This is a genomic window from Phytobacter sp. SCO41, assembly GCF_003073275.1.
In the GTDB taxonomy this organism is placed as follows: Bacteria; Pseudomonadota; Gammaproteobacteria; order Enterobacterales; family Enterobacteriaceae; genus Phytobacter; species Phytobacter diazotrophicus.
The window spans coordinates 3,769,182-3,785,533 of sequence record NZ_CP027225.1 but is presented as its reverse complement, the minus strand read 5'-3'; the positions used below and the strand labels follow the sequence as shown (position 1 = coordinate 3,785,533).

Annotated in this window: 15 protein-coding genes; 4 read left to right on the top strand and 11 right to left on the bottom strand. The window is 53.8% G+C overall.

The genetic code is table 11. The annotated features are described in order from the left end of the window. Positions 1–5 precede the first annotated feature (5 nt). The 3 genes from artI to C5523_RS18495 form a co-directional block, all read right to left on the bottom strand. Positions 6–737 (bottom strand): arginine ABC transporter substrate-binding protein ArtI, encoded by a 732-nt coding sequence (artI, locus tag C5523_RS18505; protein ID WP_071196069.1) that lies wholly within the window; start codon positions 735–737, stop codon positions 6–8. Between the two features lie 18 nt (positions 738–755). After that, positions 756–1,484, bottom strand: coding sequence for an arginine ABC transporter ATP-binding protein ArtP (gene artP / locus C5523_RS18500; RefSeq protein WP_039078509.1), 729 nt, complete (start codon positions 1,482–1,484; stop codon positions 756–758). Positions 1,485–1,704: 220 nt separating this feature from the next. Beyond that, positions 1,705–2,220, bottom strand: coding sequence for a lipoprotein (locus C5523_RS18495; protein ID WP_071196070.1), 516 nt, complete (start codon positions 2,218–2,220; stop codon positions 1,705–1,707). Between the two features lie 103 nt (positions 2,221–2,323). Here C5523_RS18495 and C5523_RS18490 point away from each other — a divergent pair, with 103 nt between their 5' ends. Further along, the gene (locus tag C5523_RS18490) at positions 2,324–2,644 is read left to right on the top strand and encodes a heavy metal-binding domain-containing protein (RefSeq protein ID WP_039078511.1); all 321 of its coding nucleotides are present in this window, start codon (positions 2,324–2,326) and stop codon (positions 2,642–2,644) included. After that, positions 2,644–3,474 carry an N-acetylmuramoyl-L-alanine amidase gene (locus C5523_RS18485; protein WP_108701742.1) on the top strand — a complete coding sequence of 277 codons (831 nt, stop codon included), beginning with the start codon at positions 2,644–2,646 and terminating at the stop codon, positions 3,472–3,474. The genes C5523_RS18490 and C5523_RS18485 overlap by 1 nt, the downstream gene beginning before the upstream one ends. A gap of 22 nt (positions 3,475–3,496) precedes the next feature. On the opposite strand, the gene C5523_RS18480 is transcribed toward C5523_RS18485, so the two are convergent. The 4 genes from C5523_RS18480 to poxB form a co-directional block, all read right to left on the bottom strand. Then, complete coding sequence (locus C5523_RS18480; protein WP_107222898.1) at positions 3,497–4,510, bottom strand: NAD(P)-dependent oxidoreductase; 1,014 nt, start codon at positions 4,508–4,510, stop codon at positions 3,497–3,499. A 96-nt stretch (positions 4,511–4,606) separates the two neighbouring features. After that, a complete protein-coding gene (locus tag C5523_RS18475) occupies positions 4,607–6,043 on the bottom strand; it encodes an SDR family oxidoreductase (protein ID WP_108701741.1) in 1,437 nt (478 codons plus the stop codon). Positions 6,044–6,053: 10 nt separating this feature from the next. After that, entirely contained in the window at positions 6,054–7,055 is a 1,002-nt protein-coding gene (gene ltaE, locus C5523_RS18470) for a low-specificity L-threonine aldolase (RefSeq protein ID WP_107222897.1), read from the bottom strand. Positions 7,056–7,208: 153 nt separating this feature from the next. Beyond that, positions 7,209–8,927 (bottom strand): ubiquinone-dependent pyruvate dehydrogenase, encoded by a 1,719-nt coding sequence (gene poxB / locus C5523_RS18465; RefSeq protein ID WP_039078516.1) that lies wholly within the window; start codon positions 8,925–8,927, stop codon positions 7,209–7,211. A 152-nt stretch (positions 8,928–9,079) separates the two neighbouring features. On the opposite strand from poxB, the gene C5523_RS18460 reads away from it, so the two are divergent. After that, positions 9,080–9,511: a DoxX family protein gene (locus C5523_RS18460; protein ID WP_039078517.1), complete on the top strand. Its 432-nt coding sequence runs from the start codon at positions 9,080–9,082 to the stop codon at positions 9,509–9,511. Positions 9,512–9,569: 58 nt separating this feature from the next. Here C5523_RS18460 and hcr read toward each other — a convergent pair whose 3' ends face one another. The 3 genes from hcr to aqpZ all read right to left on the bottom strand — a co-directional run bounded on the left by hcr (position 9,570) and on the right by aqpZ (position 13,236). Then, positions 9,570–10,538: an NADH oxidoreductase gene (gene hcr / locus C5523_RS18455; protein ID WP_071196075.1), complete on the bottom strand. Its 969-nt coding sequence runs from the start codon at positions 10,536–10,538 to the stop codon at positions 9,570–9,572. A gap of 10 nt (positions 10,539–10,548) precedes the next feature. Next, positions 10,549–12,201: a hydroxylamine reductase gene (gene hcp / locus C5523_RS18450; protein WP_108701740.1), complete on the bottom strand. Its 1,653-nt coding sequence runs from the start codon at positions 12,199–12,201 to the stop codon at positions 10,549–10,551. A gap of 339 nt (positions 12,202–12,540) precedes the next feature. Then, entirely contained in the window at positions 12,541–13,236 is a 696-nt protein-coding gene (gene aqpZ, locus C5523_RS18445; RefSeq protein ID WP_079498330.1) for an aquaporin Z, read from the bottom strand. A 348-nt stretch (positions 13,237–13,584) separates the two neighbouring features. Here aqpZ and C5523_RS18440 point away from each other — a divergent pair, with 348 nt between their 5' ends. After that, entirely contained in the window at positions 13,585–15,243 is a 1,659-nt protein-coding gene (locus C5523_RS18440; protein ID WP_108701739.1) for an ATP-dependent endonuclease, read from the top strand. Here C5523_RS18440 and C5523_RS18435 read toward each other — a convergent pair. Further along, positions 15,240–16,193, bottom strand: coding sequence for a VirK/YbjX family protein (locus C5523_RS18435; RefSeq protein WP_071196078.1), 954 nt, complete (start codon positions 16,191–16,193; stop codon positions 15,240–15,242). The genes C5523_RS18440 and C5523_RS18435 overlap by 4 nt on opposite strands. Between the last annotated feature and the right edge of the window lie 159 nt (positions 16,194–16,352).

Below are 16,352 nucleotides of genomic sequence, written 5' to 3'. Positions count from 1 at the left end.
AAGGATTACTTCTGGAACCATTTGTTGTAGATGGTTTCGTAGGTGCCATCTTTCTTCACTTTTTCCAGCGCAGTGTTGAATTTCTGCTGCAACTCGGTGTTGCCCTGACGAACGGCGATACCCAGGCCCGTGCCGAAGTACTCTTTATCGGTCACTTTGTCGCCAACGGCAGCCAGTTTATCGTTCGATTTCAGCCATTCTGTGACAACTGCGGTGTCACCGAATACGGCATCGATACGGCCATTCTGCAGATCCAGCTTGGCATTCTGATAGCTGTCGTACGGAACGGTGGTGATTTCCGGGTGCTTATCGTTGATGAATTTCTGGTGAGTAGTGCCGTTCTGCACGCCCACTTTCTTGCCTTTCAGGGCATCGATGCTGGTGTATTTACCGGTTTGACCCACGAACAGCGCTGAGTTGTCATAGTATGGAGTGGTAAACAGAACCTGTTTCTCACGCTCCGGGGTGATGTCCATACCGGCCATTACCGCGTCGAAACGACGGAATTTCAGGCTGGGGATCAGGCTATCGAACGCCTGGTTGGTGAAGGTACAGGTGGCATCAATCTCTTTACACAGCGCGTTTGCCAGGTCCACATCGAAACCAACGATTTTGTTGTTGGCGTCGGTAGATTCAAACGGAGGGTAGCTTGCTTCGGTGGCGAAACGGATAGTCTGTGCTGCGGAAGCAGACAGGCTGACGCTTGCAAGTAGCGCGGCGATCAATACTTTTTTCATTGTCATTTCCCCGAGAACTCAGTGAGATAAATAATATTTAAACGCGTCGGTCTGCGGCGAAGCAAAGCAGCTCGCATCCCCTTGTTCGATAATATGACCGTTTTCCATATAGACCACGCGGCTGGCGGTTTTGCGCGCCACTTCCACTTCATGGGTCACGATAACCTGCGTAATGCCGGTTTCTGCCAGTTCACGAATGATGCTGACGATTTGCGCGGTAATTTCCGGGTCCAGCGCGGCTGTCGGTTCATCAAACAGCAGAACCTGTGGCTCCATCATCAGAGCGCGGGCAATCGCCACACGCTGCTGTTGGCCGCCGGAAAGATGCAGCGGATAACGATCGCTGTAGGGCTTAAGACGTAAACGTTCCAGCAGTTTGTCCGCACGGGCGAGCGCCTCATCTTTACTCAGACCCAGCACGCGGCACGGGGCTTCAATCAGGTTCTGGGCTACCGTTAAGTGCGGCCAAAGATTGTATTGCTGAAACACCATACCCACGTTCTGACGTAAATCGCGAATCGCTTTGTCAGAAGGGGCTTTGGCAAAATCGAAGTGATTGCCTGCGATGCTTAACTGACCGGAGCGCGGCATCTCAAGCAGGTTCAATACGCGTAATAATGAGCTCTTACCCGCGCCACTCGGGCCAAGCAGCACAAGTGTTTCACCCTGCGGGCAGTCAAGCGTAATGTCAAAGAGCGCCTGGTGCGCACCATAGAAGCAGTTAATGCCGTTTAATTTTATACTCATCGAGGCAATCTAATAGCAATTGAGGCCGCAAATAGTAACGTTCGCAGAATAGTTATGCAATATTTGTGCGTTAAAACTTAAATATAAACCGCATTCACACATAAAGTTAGCACAAAATACCGGGGCGTGATGGAAGCAGGCATAAATGTCGGCATTCACGCTGGAATGCCAGACATTTTGCGGGGATTAATGCATATTTCCCACTTTCATGGGCATCTTGTTAGCGATGCTCAACAGACTGGCGCAATGTCCCGGCCGGAGCATGCGCCGCGCCACCGAGGTAGCGCACATCATCCACAGCCCAGCACTGACCTTCACGGATCATCAGCACCTCATCCTGCCAGCTTTGGGAGCCCTGAGTCAGGGTGACCCGCAGTGGAATGTTTCGCGCATCGGTGTTCGGGATCGTTGAGGCGCTGGCAACGCTCGCTTTCTCCGGCATGACGGTTCTGCTGGAGAAGGGATCGGATTTCAGGAGCGTGGTATTGCGATTATCTTTACTGGCCGCGGTGAGTGAAGCCGCCAGATCGTCGCTCAGGTACGGACGCAGTGCGGAAAAATCATTACTGCGGTGCTCAATGCGATAATCGTAAAATTGTTGTGCAACAGTATCGGGGCCGCCTTCGATACAAGGGCCGCTGCGGGTTCCGATATCCTTAAACGCTGGTGTGACCGTGGTACAGGCGCTGAGCAGCAGCGCGCACGGTAAAACGAGAGTCAAAGCAGAGTAGCGCATATTGATTTCCTTATTTTCTCTTCGGATATAACCACCTTTCAAGAATAGTGTATTGCTCCGATAATGTGCTTTATAACGCACTGAGTATCAAAAGGAGACGCTGATGCAATTTTCAACAACACCCACCCTTGAAGGCCAGCCGATTGTCGAATACTGCGGCGTCGTCACCGGCGAAGCGATTCTGGGGGCCAATATTTTTCGCGACTTTTTCGCCGGTATTCGCGACATCGTGGGGGGCCGTTCAGGCGCGTATGAAAAAGAGCTGCGCAAGGCGCGTGAAATTGCGTTTCGCGAGATGGGCGAGCAGGCAAAAGCGCTGGGCGCGAATGCCGTTGTGGGTATCGATATCGATTACGAAACGGTGGGCAAAGACAGCAGCATGCTAATGGTGAGTGTGAGCGGTACGGCGGTGAAAACACGCTGATGAGCCGCTTTTTATCCTTACTGTTGTTAGCGCTGCTTCTGGTGGGTTGTGCGGGTGAGAAGGGGATCGTCGATAAAGACGGTTACCAGCTTGATACCCGCCGTCAGGCGCAGGCGGCGTATCCGCGTATCAAAGTGCTGGTGGTGCACTACACGGCGGATGACTTTGATGTTTCGCTGGCGACGCTCACCGATAAGCAGGTGAGTTCGCACTATTTGATTCCGGCGCACCCGCCTGTCCATCACGGTAAGCCGCGTATCTGGCAACTGGTGCCGGAAAGTGAGCTGGCCTGGCATGCGGGGATCAGCTACTGGCGCAACGCTACGCGAATCAATGATACCTCTATCGGTATTGAGCTGGAAAACCGTGGCTGGCAAAACGTGGCAGGGATGAAGCGATTTACCCCCTTTGAGCCAGAACAGATTGCCGCGCTGGTTCCGCTGATGAAAGACATTGTCAGTCGTTATCACATCCAGCCACAGAACGTGGTGGCGCATTCGGATATCGCCCCGCAGCGCAAAGATGATCCGGGGCCACTTTTCCCGTGGCGTGAACTGGCGTCACAGGGGATAGGGGCATGGCCCGATGCCGCGCGTGTGGCATTCTATCTGAATGGTCGCGCGCCGTATGAAGCGGTAGAGACGGCCTCACTGCTCGATCTGCTGGCGCGCTACGGTTATGAGGTCAAACCGGAGATGAGCGCCGCCCAGCAGAAAAGGGTGATTATGGCCTTCCAGATGCATTTCCGCCCGGCATTATGGAATGGCATAGCCGATGCGGAAAGCCAGGCGATTGCCGAGGCACTGCTGGAAAAATATGGTCAGGGATGAGGACGCTTGAGGGAAGGGCCGTTTAGCGCGGCAACTTCCCGTGATCCCGCAGCCAGTAAGCCGTGCGGGCAATGCCCTCATCGACAGAGACAATAGGCTCATACCCCAGCTCGTCCTTCGCTCTTTGGATATCCAGCGTGAAATCGAAGTTCAGCTTGGATACCCCATAATGGGTGAGCGAAGGCTCTTTCGCTGATTTGTCGCCGAAACGTTCCATGCTGCGTGCGATCATATCCAGCATCGCATAAGGCACCGAGCGGATGCGGCAGTCCATCCCTAAATCGTCAATTAATTTTTGCACGATGCTACGCAGGGTGCGCGGCTCGCCGTTAGTGATGTTGTACGTTCGCCCGGACGGCAGCGCATCACAAACGGGCTGGCTTGCCAGCCACATCGCATGCACCGCGTTTTCGTAGTAGGTCATATCGACCAGCGCTTGCCCACCGCGCGGCAGTAAGATGCTGCGGTAGTGGTGCATCATCTGCGCCAGGCGGGGGATAAAGACTTTATCGTGCGGCCCGAACAGACTCTGCGGGCGTAAAACTGTAAAACGGGTATTGGGGTTGGCCTGCGCAAGCAGTTGAATCACCTCTTCGCTGGCGGCTTTACTGCGGGCGAACTCGTTAGCTAAGCGCGCCGGACGGAAATCCTCACGAATGTCGTGATGGTGGTGATAATCGAAATAGAGTGATGGCGATGAAATGTGAATGAAGTTACGCACGCCCCAGGCCACGGCCCATTCGCCGAGGCGGCGGGTTGCCCGGACGTTCGCCAGGTCAAAGGCTGCCTGTGTACCCCAGGGAGAGGTAAAACTGGAACAGTGCCACAGGGTGTCCACCCCGGCGAGCATCACTTTGGCCTGCGAAGAGACCAGCTCGGTCAGATCGGCGTGAATAAACTCAGCGCCCATTTTTGTCAGCAACTCGCCCATGGCTTTGTTGCGGCCCGTTGCGCGTACGCTAATGCCTTTTTGACGCAAATATTCGACGGCGTTTCGGCCTAAACCGCTGGTTGCGCCTGTGACCAGAACCTTCATAGCAATCCACTATAGTGACCCGCAATCATTGCGTGCGCATTCTTCCGTGAAACAGGGCGGTATGCAATGGGAAACATGAAAGAATAATGTCTGAATTTACTTTTTTTCTGCGTTTTGTTCTGCCAGTCGCGCAATTCGCCGCGCCATGCCCCGAAAAATAAACAGATGCGCGGGGATCATCAGCAGCCAGTAGAGCAGCCCTGGCATACCGTGCGGATGCCACCAGGCGCGCACATCCAGCAGACGGTATTGACCTTTGTCGGTGAGGGTAAAGCTCAGGCGACCCAGCCCCGGCGCTTTCATCCCGAACAGCAGTGCTAATTGCTTTTGCGGCTCGGCGATGATCACTTTCCAGCTATCAACCTGGTCGCCTGGCTGCAAAAACGGACGCTGCGGACGGCCTTTCGCCAGACGATGGCCGATCAGATGATCCAGCGCGGCGCGGGTTTGCCAGAGAACATTGCCAAAAAAGTAACGCTCTTTACCGCCGATCTGATTAACCACCTCCCACAGCGCCTCCAGACTGGCGGCAGTTTCAACGGTGAAGCCTGCCTGTTTGGGGAAATAGCCGTATTGCGGACGCCAGCGTGCAAATGCCTGCGGGGAATATCCCCAGTCGCTGGAATTCACCAGTTTCTCTTCTTCGCGAAGCGTACGACGAACCGCTTCGTCGAAAGTGATCAGCGGTTGGGGGATGAGCTGGCGAAGGGGGCCATCGTCAGCCAGCAGATCGTGCTTTAACCCCTGAATCAGCGCGCGCGCAATAGTCGGCGGCACGGACGTGATGACCTGTAAAAACCAGACCGAGATAAGCCGGGTGGGCAGAGGGACAGGGATCATCGGACGGGTAACGCCACTGACCGTCATAAAGTGTTCAAACTGTTGCTGGTAACTCAGCGTTTCCGGGCCGGCAGCCTCAAAAACGCGGTGCTCTTGCGACGGATGATGGCGTAACTCCAGCAGGTAGTGGAGCAGATTCTCCAGCGCAATGGGAGTGGTACGTGAACGCACCCACAGCGGCGGCGTCAGCACCGGCAGGTTATAAACCATATCGCGCATCACTTCAAACGCGGCCGAGCCTGCGCCAACAATAATCCCGGCGCGCAATTCCGTAACAGGAACCCCCGCGTCGCGCAGGATATCGCCGGTGAGCTGGCGGGCAATCAAATGGCTGGAGTCACTGGATCCTTTGGCCTGCAGTGAACTGAGAAAAATCACCTGCCGGACCGGGCATTGCCGCAGCGTATCGCGCACGTTGAGGGCAATTTGTCGCTCCTGGGCGATAAAGTCGCCGCTCTCGCCCATGCTATGCACCAGAAAGTAGAGGGTATCGATCCCCTGAAACAGCGCCGGGAGATTGTCCGGCCAGATAAGATCCGTTTCATGGCAACTTACCCCCGGCAACTGCTGTTTTTGCAGGCGAGTAAGATGGCGTGCCACAGCGAGAATCTCATGACCCTGCTGACTTAACGCCTGGATCAGGTGCTGACCAATGTAGCCGCTGGCCCCGAGCACCAGAATTCGTTGCGGCACACCCTGCTCCTTAACGCTGCAAAAAAGCCTGCCAGTGAGAAACAACATCGGCAAGCTGATCGCGGCTGACGTCCAGATGGGTCACCAGGCGCACAATCGGCGAAGCGTTAATCAGCACATCGCGCTCACGCATAAAGGCTCCGAGCGCCGCCGCGTTTTCTTCCCCTACGCGGACAAACAACATATTGGTGTCATTGCGCATCACGTCGGCGCCAATTTCACGCAACTGTGCCGCCAGCCAGGCCGCGTTATCGTGATCGTCTTTCAGTCGCTGGACATTGTGCTCAAGCGCATAGAGACCGGCTGCCGCCAGTATTCCCGCCTGACGCATGCCGCCGCCGGTCATTTTACGCCAGCGGGTAGCGCGCCTGATGTAATCCTTGCTTCCCACCAGCAGTGACCCGACGGGCGTGCCAAGACCTTTAGAGAGGCAAATAGTAAACGAGTCGCAATATTGGGTGATGTCGCGCAACGCACAGCCATATTCCACCACGGCATTGAAAATACGCGCGCCATCAACATGCAGCGCAAGATTGCGCTGGCGGGTAAACTCCCACGCCTGACGCAGGTAGTCGCGTGGCAGGACTTTACCGTTGTGAGTGTTTTCCAGGCTTAACAGGCGGGTGCGGGCAAAGTGGATATCGTCCGGCTTGATTTTCATGGCCACTTTATCGAGCGGCAGGCTGCCGTCCGGTGCGGCGTCGATAGGCTGCGGCTGGATACTGCCCAGAACGGCAGCGCCACCGGCTTCGTACAGGTAATTATGTGCGGCCTGGCCAACAATGTACTCTTCGCCGCGCTCGCAGTGGCTGAGCAATGCCACCAGGTTTGCCTGGGTACCCGTAGGCAGAAACAGCGCGGCTTCCTTACCGCCCAGCGCAGCCGCGTAACGCTGCAGTTCATTGACGGTCGGGTCATCCCCGTAAACATCGTCCCCGACGGGCGCTGCCAGCATATGTTCCAGCATGGCGCGCCCCGGGCGGGTGACGGTATCACTGCGTAAATCGATCATGGCACTTCCTTATTTACACGTCATCCCTCAGGCTGCCTCTGTGGAGGCTGTGCCCGCTAACCCCCGTCGCATTGTTATCTCCGCGTCTGGGGTTAGACGATGTGCCATCCTGATGCATCATGAAGGATTTTGTGTTGAGGCAAAAAGGATGTTTTACCTGAGCCAGTTCGTTTTCGCCAGTTCCATCACCTCATCGCCACGTCCGTTGATAATGGCGCGCAGCATATAAAGGCTAAAGCCTTTGGCCTGTTCCAGTTTGATCTGCGGTGGGATGGCCAGCTCTTCTTTGGCGACCACCACATCCACCAGCACCGGGCCATCAATGGAGAAAGCCCGTTGGAGAGCCTCATCCACATCGGCGGATTTTTCCACCCGGATACCGGTAATCCCGCATGCTTCGGCAATGCGGGCAAAATTGGTATCGTGCAGTTCCGTGCCATCGGTGAGATACCCGCCAGCCTTCATCTCCATCGCCACAAAGCCAAGCACGCTATTGTTAAAAACGATGATTTTGACAGGCAGCTTCATTTGCACCACCGAGAGAAAATCCCCCATCAGCATGCTGAAACCACCATCGCCGCACATCGCCACAACCTGCCGTTGTGGGTAGGTTGCTTTCGCCCCCAGTGCCTGGGGCATCGCATTGGCCATCGAACCGTGGTTGAACGATCCCAGCAGGCGGCGCTTACCGTTCATTTTCAGATAACGTGCAGCCCAGACGGTCGGTGTGCCTACATCGCAGGTGAAGATGGCGTCGTCGCTGGCGAAATGGCTGATCTGTTGCGCCAGATATTGCGGGTGGATGGCTTTCTCACTGGGTTTTGCCAGATCGTCCAGCCCCTTACGCGCATCGCGATAGTGCTCCAGCGCTTTGTCCAGAAAACGGCGATCGGTTTTTTCTTCCAGCAGCGGAAGCAGGGCGGTGAGGGTGGCATTGATATCACCCACCAGCGCCATGTCTACCTTGCTGTGGGCGCCAATGCTGCCTGGATTGATATCAATTTGAATGATTTTGGCATCCGTGGGATAAAACGCCCGATAGGGGAACTGGGTGCCGAGCAGGATTAACGTATCGGCATTCATCATGGTGTGAAAACCCGACGAGAAGCCAATCAACCCGGTCATGCCAACATCGTACGGGTTGTCATACTCCACATGCTCTTTACCGCGCATGGCATGCACGACAGGCGCTTTCAACTTACCGGCAAACTCGATCAACGCACTGTGCGCGCCCGCACAGCCACTGCCGCACATCAGTGCGATGTTGCTGGAGTAGCGCAGCAACTGCGCCAGTTTTTTCAACTCTTCCTCAGCGGGTACTACCACCGGTTGTGGGGCCGGATACCAGTGGCTGCTGGCGCTCTCTGGTGCCGGTTTCAACGCCACATCTCCGGGGATGACGACAACGGAAACACCACGGTTAAGTATGGCTTTGCGCATGGCGATGGCCAGCACCTGCGGGATCTGTTCGGGGGTCGAAACCAGCTCACAATAGTGGCTGCATTCGCGGAACAACTCCTGCGGATGGGTCTCCTGAAAGTAGCCGCTGCCGATTTCGCTTGAAGGAATGTGAGCGGCAATCGCCAGCACAGGTACGTGGTTGCGATGACAGTCGAACAGCCCGTTAATCAAATGCAGGTTGCCAGGCCCGCAGGAGCCAGCACAGACGGCCAGCTCACCGGTAAGTTGCGCTTCCGCGCCTGCCGCAAATGCAGCAACTTCTTCATGGCGCGTGGACATCCAGTCAATGGTGCCCATGCGGTTAAGGCTGTCGCTTAATCCGTTTAACGAATCTCCGGTTACACCCCAGATGCGTTTCACCCCTGCCTGCTCAAGTGTTCTGGCGATATAAGCGGCTACAGTCTGTTTCATCGTTACGCCTCCATCTTATTGTTCCGTCTACAAGCGTAGTCGATGAAATGTCATTATTTGTGCGTAAATTGCCCCTTATTAGTTAGGGCTTTATTTATTTTTGGATTAGGAATAATCTGCATACAGTCGAATAAAAATAGGAATCATTTCAAATGGTTAAATCTATGTTAGGTTCTGTTAATAAGATGTTGGCACACGAAGACTTTGGTCGTTTATTGCTGCGTTTGACTGTCGGTGGATTGATGTTGTTCCACGGATTGCACAAGCTCATCGGCGGTATTGATGGCATCGCGGGTATGCTGGTGGCGAAAGGATTGCCTGGCTTTATCGCTTACGGTGTGCTGATTGGTGAAGTGGTTTGCCCGGCCCTGATCATTCTGGGTATTCTGGTCCGTCCGGCAGCGCTGGTGCTGGCATTTACAATGGTCGTTGCCTGGTTGATGGTGGGTATTAACAACACGGCAATGTTGGATAAGACGGGCGCATGGGCGATCGAAAGCCTGGTCTATTTCTTTGTTGCTGCACTGGCACTGGCCTTCCTGGGCGCGGGGCGTTACTCCGTTGCGCCAGCCGAGTGGCGTTAAGGTTTAAAAAAAGCCCTCCCTGAAAAGGAAGGGCTTTTGCTTAACAGGGTACTGGCGGTTATGCCAGTACCAGATCGCTTTCCGGGTGACAGGAGCAGGCCAGAACATAACCCTCAGCAATTTCCTGTGGTGTTAATGTCATGGTGCTGGTGACGCTGTACTTACCGGACATCACTTTCGTTTTGCAAGACCCGCAGACACCCGCACGACAGGCCGCATTGACCGGCACCTTGTTACTTTCGAATGCTTCCAGCAACGTAGTGCCAACCGGACCGTAGAACGTTTTCGCCGGCTGTAATTTGGTGAATGTCAGACCGCTGGTTGCCGCTTCTGCCACCGGGGTGAAGAACTTCTCATTAAAGAACTGCGTCACACCCAGAGCTTTAACGTCTTTCTCAACCTGGTCCATATAAGGCGCTGGCCCACAGGTCATGACGGTACGGGCAGCAAGGTCCGGGACGCTGCGCAGGATCTCTTGCGTCAGGCGACCGGCAAGGAAGCCAGCCGTGGCGTTGTTTTCCGCCACCAGGGTAACCGGATAGTTTTTCCACTCATCGGCAAAAATCACATCCTGGGGTGAGCGCACGCTAAAAATAACCTGCACATCAACCTGCGGGCGGTATTTTGCCAGCCAGCGGCGCATCGACATGATCGGTGTTACCCCACAGCCTGCCGCCAGCAAGAGTAATTTATCACTGGCTTTGTTGTCGCAGGTGAACTCCCCTTGCGCATCAGACAGCCAGAGATAATCGCCGCGTTTGACGTCTCGCGTCAGCCACTCTGAGCCCAGACCGCCATCAAGACGACGGATGGTCAGCGTGATGTATTCGCTGACGCCCGGCGTGGAGGAGATCGTATAGGCACGCATCTGCTCAGCGCTGTTGCGAATACTGACCAGCGCATATTGTCCTGCGCGGTACGGGTAATAATCGTGGCATAACAGCGACAGCGTCCAGACATCCGGTGTTTCTTGTTGGATGTGGTGAACCTGCATACGCCACGGACACTGCGGGGTTGGCATCGTCATTCTCTACTCCTTACGCGCCCAGTAACTGCTGCATATCCTGCTCTACGGTCGTGATTGAACGCAGACCGAATTTCTCATTCAGTACTGCCAGCAGATCTGGCGTCAGGAAGCCAGGCGCCGTTGGGCCGGTCACTATATTGGTGACGCCGAGTGAGAGGAGAGTCAGCAGAATCACAATCGCTTTCTGTTCAAACCAGGAAAGCACCAGTGACAGCGGCAGGTCGTTCACGCCACAGCCCAGTTTCTCTGCCAGCGTGACGGCAAGAATAATGGCCGAGTAGGCGTCGTTACACTGACCGGCATCCACCAGACGCGGCAGGCCTTCGATATTGCCGAAGTCCAGCTTGTTAAAGCGGTATTTACCGCACGCCAGGGTCAGGATCAGGCAGTCATCCGGTACGCTGGTGGCGAAGTCGGTAAAGTAGTTACGTTCACCACGCGCGCCATCACAGCCGCCAAGCAGGAAGATGTGACGCAGTTTTTCACGGCTCACCAAATCAATCAGGGTATCGGCTGCCCCGAGCAGCGTCTGACGGCCAAAACCAACGGTGATCAGGTGCTCGATTTCGCTGTACGGGAAGCCTGCCAGTTGTTGTGCCTGATCGATAACGCGGGTGAAGTCATCGCCTTCCAGATGATTGACACCCGGCCAGCCGACGATGCTGCGCGTCCAGATACGGTCATCATAGGAACCGACAGTCGGGTCGATGATGCAGTTAGATGTCATTACGATGGGGCCCGGGAAGCGGGCAAATTCAACCTGCTGGTTCTGCCAGCCGCTGCCGTAGTTACCTACCAGATGTTTATATTTACGCAGTTCCGGGTAGCCGTGGGCTGGCAGCATTTCGCCATGGGTATAGACGTTAACACCCGTGCCTTCGGTCTGCAGCAGCAGGTTATGCAGGTCTTTCAGATCGTGACCGGAAATCAGGATGCATTTACCGGCAACCGCTTTTACGTTGACCTGAGTCGGCGTCGGGTGACCGTAGGCGCTGGTTTCGCCCGCATCCAGGATGCTCATCACTTTAAAGTTCATCTGACCGATTTCCATCGAGCAGTTGAGCAGGGCATTCATATCAGCAGGCCAGGTACCCAGCCACGCCATAATTTTATGGTACTGGGCGTAAATCTCGTTGTCGTACTGGCCGAGTACGTGGGCATGCTCCATATAGGCTGCGGCCCCTTTCAGGCCGTACAGGCACAGCAGGCGCAGGCCGAGAATATTTTCACCGATAACCGCTTTATCAATATTCGGTGTGAAGGCTGCCGCCTGACGCTGCAGATCGCCCAGGTCGTCGCTGACCAGTTGCAGTTCTGCCATCGGGTTATCAACTGCGGCTGCCGGATCTTTGCTCAGGCACTGTGCTTTTAAGGCTTCACGGTAGGCAATCGCTTCACGCGCATAGCCAACGATACGCACGGAATCGAAGTTGACGTTGGTCAGCGTAGAGAAGAAGGCGCGCGGGGCAAAGTTGTCGATGTCATGAACGATAATGCCGTATTCACGCGCTTTGCTGGCCCAGGCTGACAGCCCTTGCAGCGCGGCAATCAGCAGATCCTGCAGGTCCGATGTTTCGGCCGTTTTGCCGCACATACCCTGCGCATAAGCGCAGCCATCACCAGCCGGGGTACGGATGGTCTGTTCACATTGCACACAAAACATAGTCACACCTTATAAATTAAAGTTATATTTAAAATGCATGTTTAAGATTATGCTGCTCCCGAAAGGCTTAAAAGATGTTTTTTATGCAATGTGCAGAGAGATTGATTTAGCGCAATTTTAAGGCCGCCAGTCTACCGCTTAAGGGGTAAATGTTAAAACGAGAGAGGGCGCTTAATAATAAAGAGAATTATTAGCAATACTGGCAGAGGCGAAGATACCGGCGTCTCCCTTAAATGAAAAACGCCGGTTGCCGCTTAGAGGCAGAAGGAATGTTCGGAGTAACTGACAACGTAAAACGAAGAGATAAAATAAACCAATAACCTATTGGCTTAATTCGAATTAATCACGTTTTTCCAGCAGAGTGCGATACAAAATCCCCCCAAGGATGCCGCCAATAATTGGCATGACCCAAAATAGCCATAATTGATTTAGCGCCCAGCCACCCTGAAAGAGTGCCACTGCGGTGCTACGTGCCGGGTTAACGGAGGTATTTGTTACAGGGATACTGATCAAATGTATCAGCGTTAAAGCAAGACCAATGGCAATAGGGGCAAAACCAGCAGGTGCATATTTATCCGTCGCGCCGAGAATAACTAACAGGAAGCCACAAGTCAGAACAACTTCTATTATGATGGCTGAGGTCATGGAATATTGACCAGGAGAATGTTCGCCGTAGCCATTTGACGCAAAGCCGCTGGCGACAGCATCAAAGCCCGCTTTACCGCTGGCAATCAGGTATAGCACACCGGCAGCAATTATCCCGCCAGCCAGTTGCGCAATAATATAGCCGATAATCTCTTTTGCCGGGAAACGACCACCCGCCCATAACCCCAGGGTTACGGCGGGATTAAAATGCCCACCAGAAATATGCCCGACAGCGTAAGCCATCGTTAATACGGTTAAACCAAATGCCAGCGCTACGCCAACAAAACCAATTCCCAGTTCTGGGAATGCCGCAGCTAATACCGCGCTCCCGCAACCACCAAATACCAGCCAGAATGTACCAAAACATTCCGCCGCTAATTTTCTAAACATAATATCCTCAATAAAAATCTACATCCTGTGAAGACAGCCAAAAACATTTTTCTGGCTGCTGTGTCACTATTTTAGAAATAATGACGCGTGAGGACCAGCCAAATAAATGGCTTAAATTTGATTTAAGGCAAAATGATGATAATAGCCTTTCGATGAACGAAGAAACGCAGTAGGGAATAATTTCGAATGAAAGAAGCCATGCGCTAAAAAATTAAACCATAAGCGCGTCGATACGCTGGCTCACATTCAAAGATGCTTAATCTATGATAAATACGGTGTTTTGCCCCGTTTCATGCCGCTATACTTGAGCTAACTTAATGGAAAAAAGACATATTTCCCGGAGGGGCTATGATTCTGGAGCGCGTAGAGATTGTCGGGTTTCGCGGTATCAATCGGCTATCGCTGATGCTGGAACAAACCAACGTCCTGATCGGGGAAAATGCCTGGGGTAAATCAAGCCTGCTGGATGCGCTGACGTTGTTGCTCTCGCCGGAAACAGATTTATATCATTTTGTACGTGAAGATTTTTGGTTTCCGCCGGGAGATATTCAGGGGCGGGAACACCATCTGCACATTATCCTGACGTTTCGTGAATCCGAACCGGGGCGGTATCGTACACACCGTTATCGACCGCTTCAGCCCTGCTGGGTGCCCAGCGATGATGGCTATCAACGTCTGTTTTACCGTCTGGAAGGGGAACTGGCGCAAGATGAGAGCGTCATGACGCTACGAAGCTTTCTTGATGCCCAGGGGCACCCGCTGATACTCGACGATATTGATGACCTGGCGCGCCATCTTATCCGCCTGATGCCGGTGCTACGTCTGCGTGATGCGCGTTTTATGCGACGTATCCGTAATGGTTCGCTGCCGCAGACGCTGGAAGTAGAAGCAACCGCGCGTCAGCTTGATTTTCTCTCACGGGAACTGGTGACCCATCCGCAAAACCTGACGGACCGGCAAATTCGCCACGGGCTTTCAGCCATGGTGCAACTGCTGGAGCACTATTTTGCCGAACAGGGCAGCGGTCCATCCCATCAGCGCCTGATGCGCCGTCGCTCTCACGATGAGCAGCGTAGCTGGCGTTACCTCGATATCATTAACCGTATGATCGATAAACCCGGCGGCCGTATGTACCGGGTCATTCTGTTAGGCTTTTTTGCGACGTTGTTACAGGCCAAAGGGACAGTGCGCCTGGACCGCGACGCCCGACCGCTTCTGTTGGTTGAAGATCCGGAAACACGGCTGCACCCCATTATGCTTTCCGTCGCCTGGCAATTACTCAACTTGCTGCCGTTACAGCAAATCACGACCACTAACTCAGGAGAACTGCTTTCGCTCACCCCGGTTGAGCATGTATGCCGCCTTGTGAGGGAGTCCTCACGGGTTGCTGCATGGCGGCTGGGGCCGGGCGGCATGAACGCAGAGGAGGGGCGGCGTATTGCCTTCCATATTCGTTTTAACCGTGCATCGGCGCTGTTTGCCCGCTGTTGGCTTCTGGTAGAAGGGGAAACGGAGACCTGGGTGATTAACGAACTGGCACGTCAGTGCGGGCACCATTTCGACGCGGAAGGGATTAAGGTTATTGAGTTCGCCCAGTCCGGGTTAAAGCCCTTGATCAAATTCGCCAGACGCATGGGCATTGAATGGCATGTGCTGGTCGACGGGGATGAAGCGGGCAAAAAATATGCGGCAACGGTGCGCGGTCTGCTGAACGAGGAACGTGACCAGGTGCGTGAGCACTTAACCGAACTGCCGGCGCTGGACATGGAGCATTTTATGTTTCGCGAGGGGTTTGACGATGTGTATCGCCGTGTGGCGCAGTTGCCTGAAAATGTGCCGATGAATATGCGGCGTATCATTATCAAAGCGATTCATCGTTCGTCGAAACCCGACTTAGCTATTGAAGTCGCGATGGAAGCGGGGCGGAGGGGCGTGGAGTCGGTGCCATTACTTCTACGTAAGATGTTCTCCCGCGTACTCTGGTTGGCGCGCGGGAGAGCGGATTAACGGTGTAAAATCTGACGCATCTGGTTTTGCAGTGAATCCAGTAAATCATAGCGGCGGCGATACTCCGCGCGTTTTTTACTGGCAATCTCTTCCATGGTTTTTCGCACAATCAACATTGGCAGGCGGAAGGTTCCCTCAGCGGTACGTTCGCCGCTGAGCGATTCCCAGAAGCTGTCGTAGTCGGCGTGCAGCTTATCCTGTTTTTTCTTGCGGTAGCGCCAGCTCTGGTAAATATGCGTGTCATTACTGACGGCGATAATCTGCTCCATACCCAGGTAAGATGCCAGCTCTGTACAGGCTTCCAGCAGCAGACGTTTAGGAAATAAGCCGTGGCAACTCTTGGTTGCGGCCTGGATAAACTCATGGGGAATATTCGCTTTTGCGCCCTGCAGGCCACCGATAAACAGCGTGCGTTTCCCTTCGTATAGACACAGCGCGAAGGTCATTCCCGCCAGTTGGGTTCGCTGCTCATCGCAAAAAACCAGTGTCGCTTCACCTTCTTTGTCCTGCATCGGGTCCGTATAAAAACGGATAGTATACTGCTCCCCATTCTTGCCGGTTAATTTAGCAAAGGTGACGCCCTGTGGCGTAAAAAAACCTGAACGTACCTCGGTGGGTAAGCGCGCATAAAGGGTTTTGTAATGATAATCGAGCGCGGCGAGTGTTTTTTTCTCATCGAAGGTTAATGACAGCCACGGGCGGTGTAATCGGCAGGGCAAACCCGGCTGGGCATTAAGAATAAGCAATAAATCCGGGTGCTGTGCCAGGCTGGATAGCAGTTTCGCGGTGCCGAGTGGTTTGAGCAAAGAGCGCAGCAGAAATTTTCGCCGATAAGAGGGATTTTTCCAGGCAAAACCTGACATTAATTTGCCACTGGCAAGACGGCAAAAAAGTTGCCAGCCTGTTTTTGCACAGAGTACGGGTGAAGCGATTCCAGCGATAGTGGACATGACACAAACTCGAATTGTAAGCGTAATGTCAATATTTCAACAAAATATGTCTTAACGTCGAATAAATGAATTATGTGAAAAAAAAGAAGATTGGGTTTCGTTGAGCAATTGTTTAATGAATACTGGCATCAATAGGGTCAGTTTGGATATCTGGAAAAG

What these genes read in the sequence shown, in the direction of transcription:
- artI (WP_071196069.1), bottom strand. Translation starts at nt 737, where the DNA reads ATGAAAAAAGTATTGATCGCCGCGCTACTTGCAAGCGTCAGCCTGTCT.
- artP (WP_039078509.1), bottom strand. Translation starts at nt 1,484, where the DNA reads ATGAGTATAAAATTAAACGGCATTAACTGCTTCTATGGTGCGCACCAG.
- C5523_RS18495 (WP_071196070.1), bottom strand. Translation starts at nt 2,220, where the DNA reads ATGCGCTACTCTGCTTTGACTCTCGTTTTACCGTGCGCGCTGCTGCTC.
- C5523_RS18490 (WP_039078511.1), top strand. Translation starts at nt 2,324, where the DNA reads ATGCAATTTTCAACAACACCCACCCTTGAAGGCCAGCCGATTGTCGAA.
- C5523_RS18485 (WP_108701742.1), top strand. Translation starts at nt 2,644, where the DNA reads ATGAGCCGCTTTTTATCCTTACTGTTGTTAGCGCTGCTTCTGGTGGGT.
- C5523_RS18480 (WP_107222898.1), bottom strand. Translation starts at nt 4,510, where the DNA reads ATGAAGGTTCTGGTCACAGGCGCAACCAGCGGTTTAGGCCGAAACGCC.
- ltaE (WP_107222897.1), bottom strand. Translation starts at nt 7,055, where the DNA reads ATGATCGATTTACGCAGTGATACCGTCACCCGCCCGGGGCGCGCCATG.
- poxB (WP_039078516.1), bottom strand. Translation starts at nt 8,927, where the DNA reads ATGAAACAGACTGTAGCCGCTTATATCGCCAGAACACTTGAGCAGGCA.
- C5523_RS18460 (WP_039078517.1), top strand. Translation starts at nt 9,080, where the DNA reads ATGGTTAAATCTATGTTAGGTTCTGTTAATAAGATGTTGGCACACGAA.
- hcr (WP_071196075.1), bottom strand. Translation starts at nt 10,538, where the DNA reads ATGACGATGCCAACCCCGCAGTGTCCGTGGCGTATGCAGGTTCACCAC.
- hcp (WP_108701740.1), bottom strand. Translation starts at nt 12,201, where the DNA reads ATGTTTTGTGTGCAATGTGAACAGACCATCCGTACCCCGGCTGGTGAT.
- aqpZ (WP_079498330.1), bottom strand. Translation starts at nt 13,236, where the DNA reads ATGTTTAGAAAATTAGCGGCGGAATGTTTTGGTACATTCTGGCTGGTA.
- C5523_RS18440 (WP_108701739.1), top strand. Translation starts at nt 13,585, where the DNA reads ATGATTCTGGAGCGCGTAGAGATTGTCGGGTTTCGCGGTATCAATCGG.
- C5523_RS18435 (WP_071196078.1), bottom strand. Translation starts at nt 16,193, where the DNA reads ATGTCCACTATCGCTGGAATCGCTTCACCCGTACTCTGTGCAAAAACA.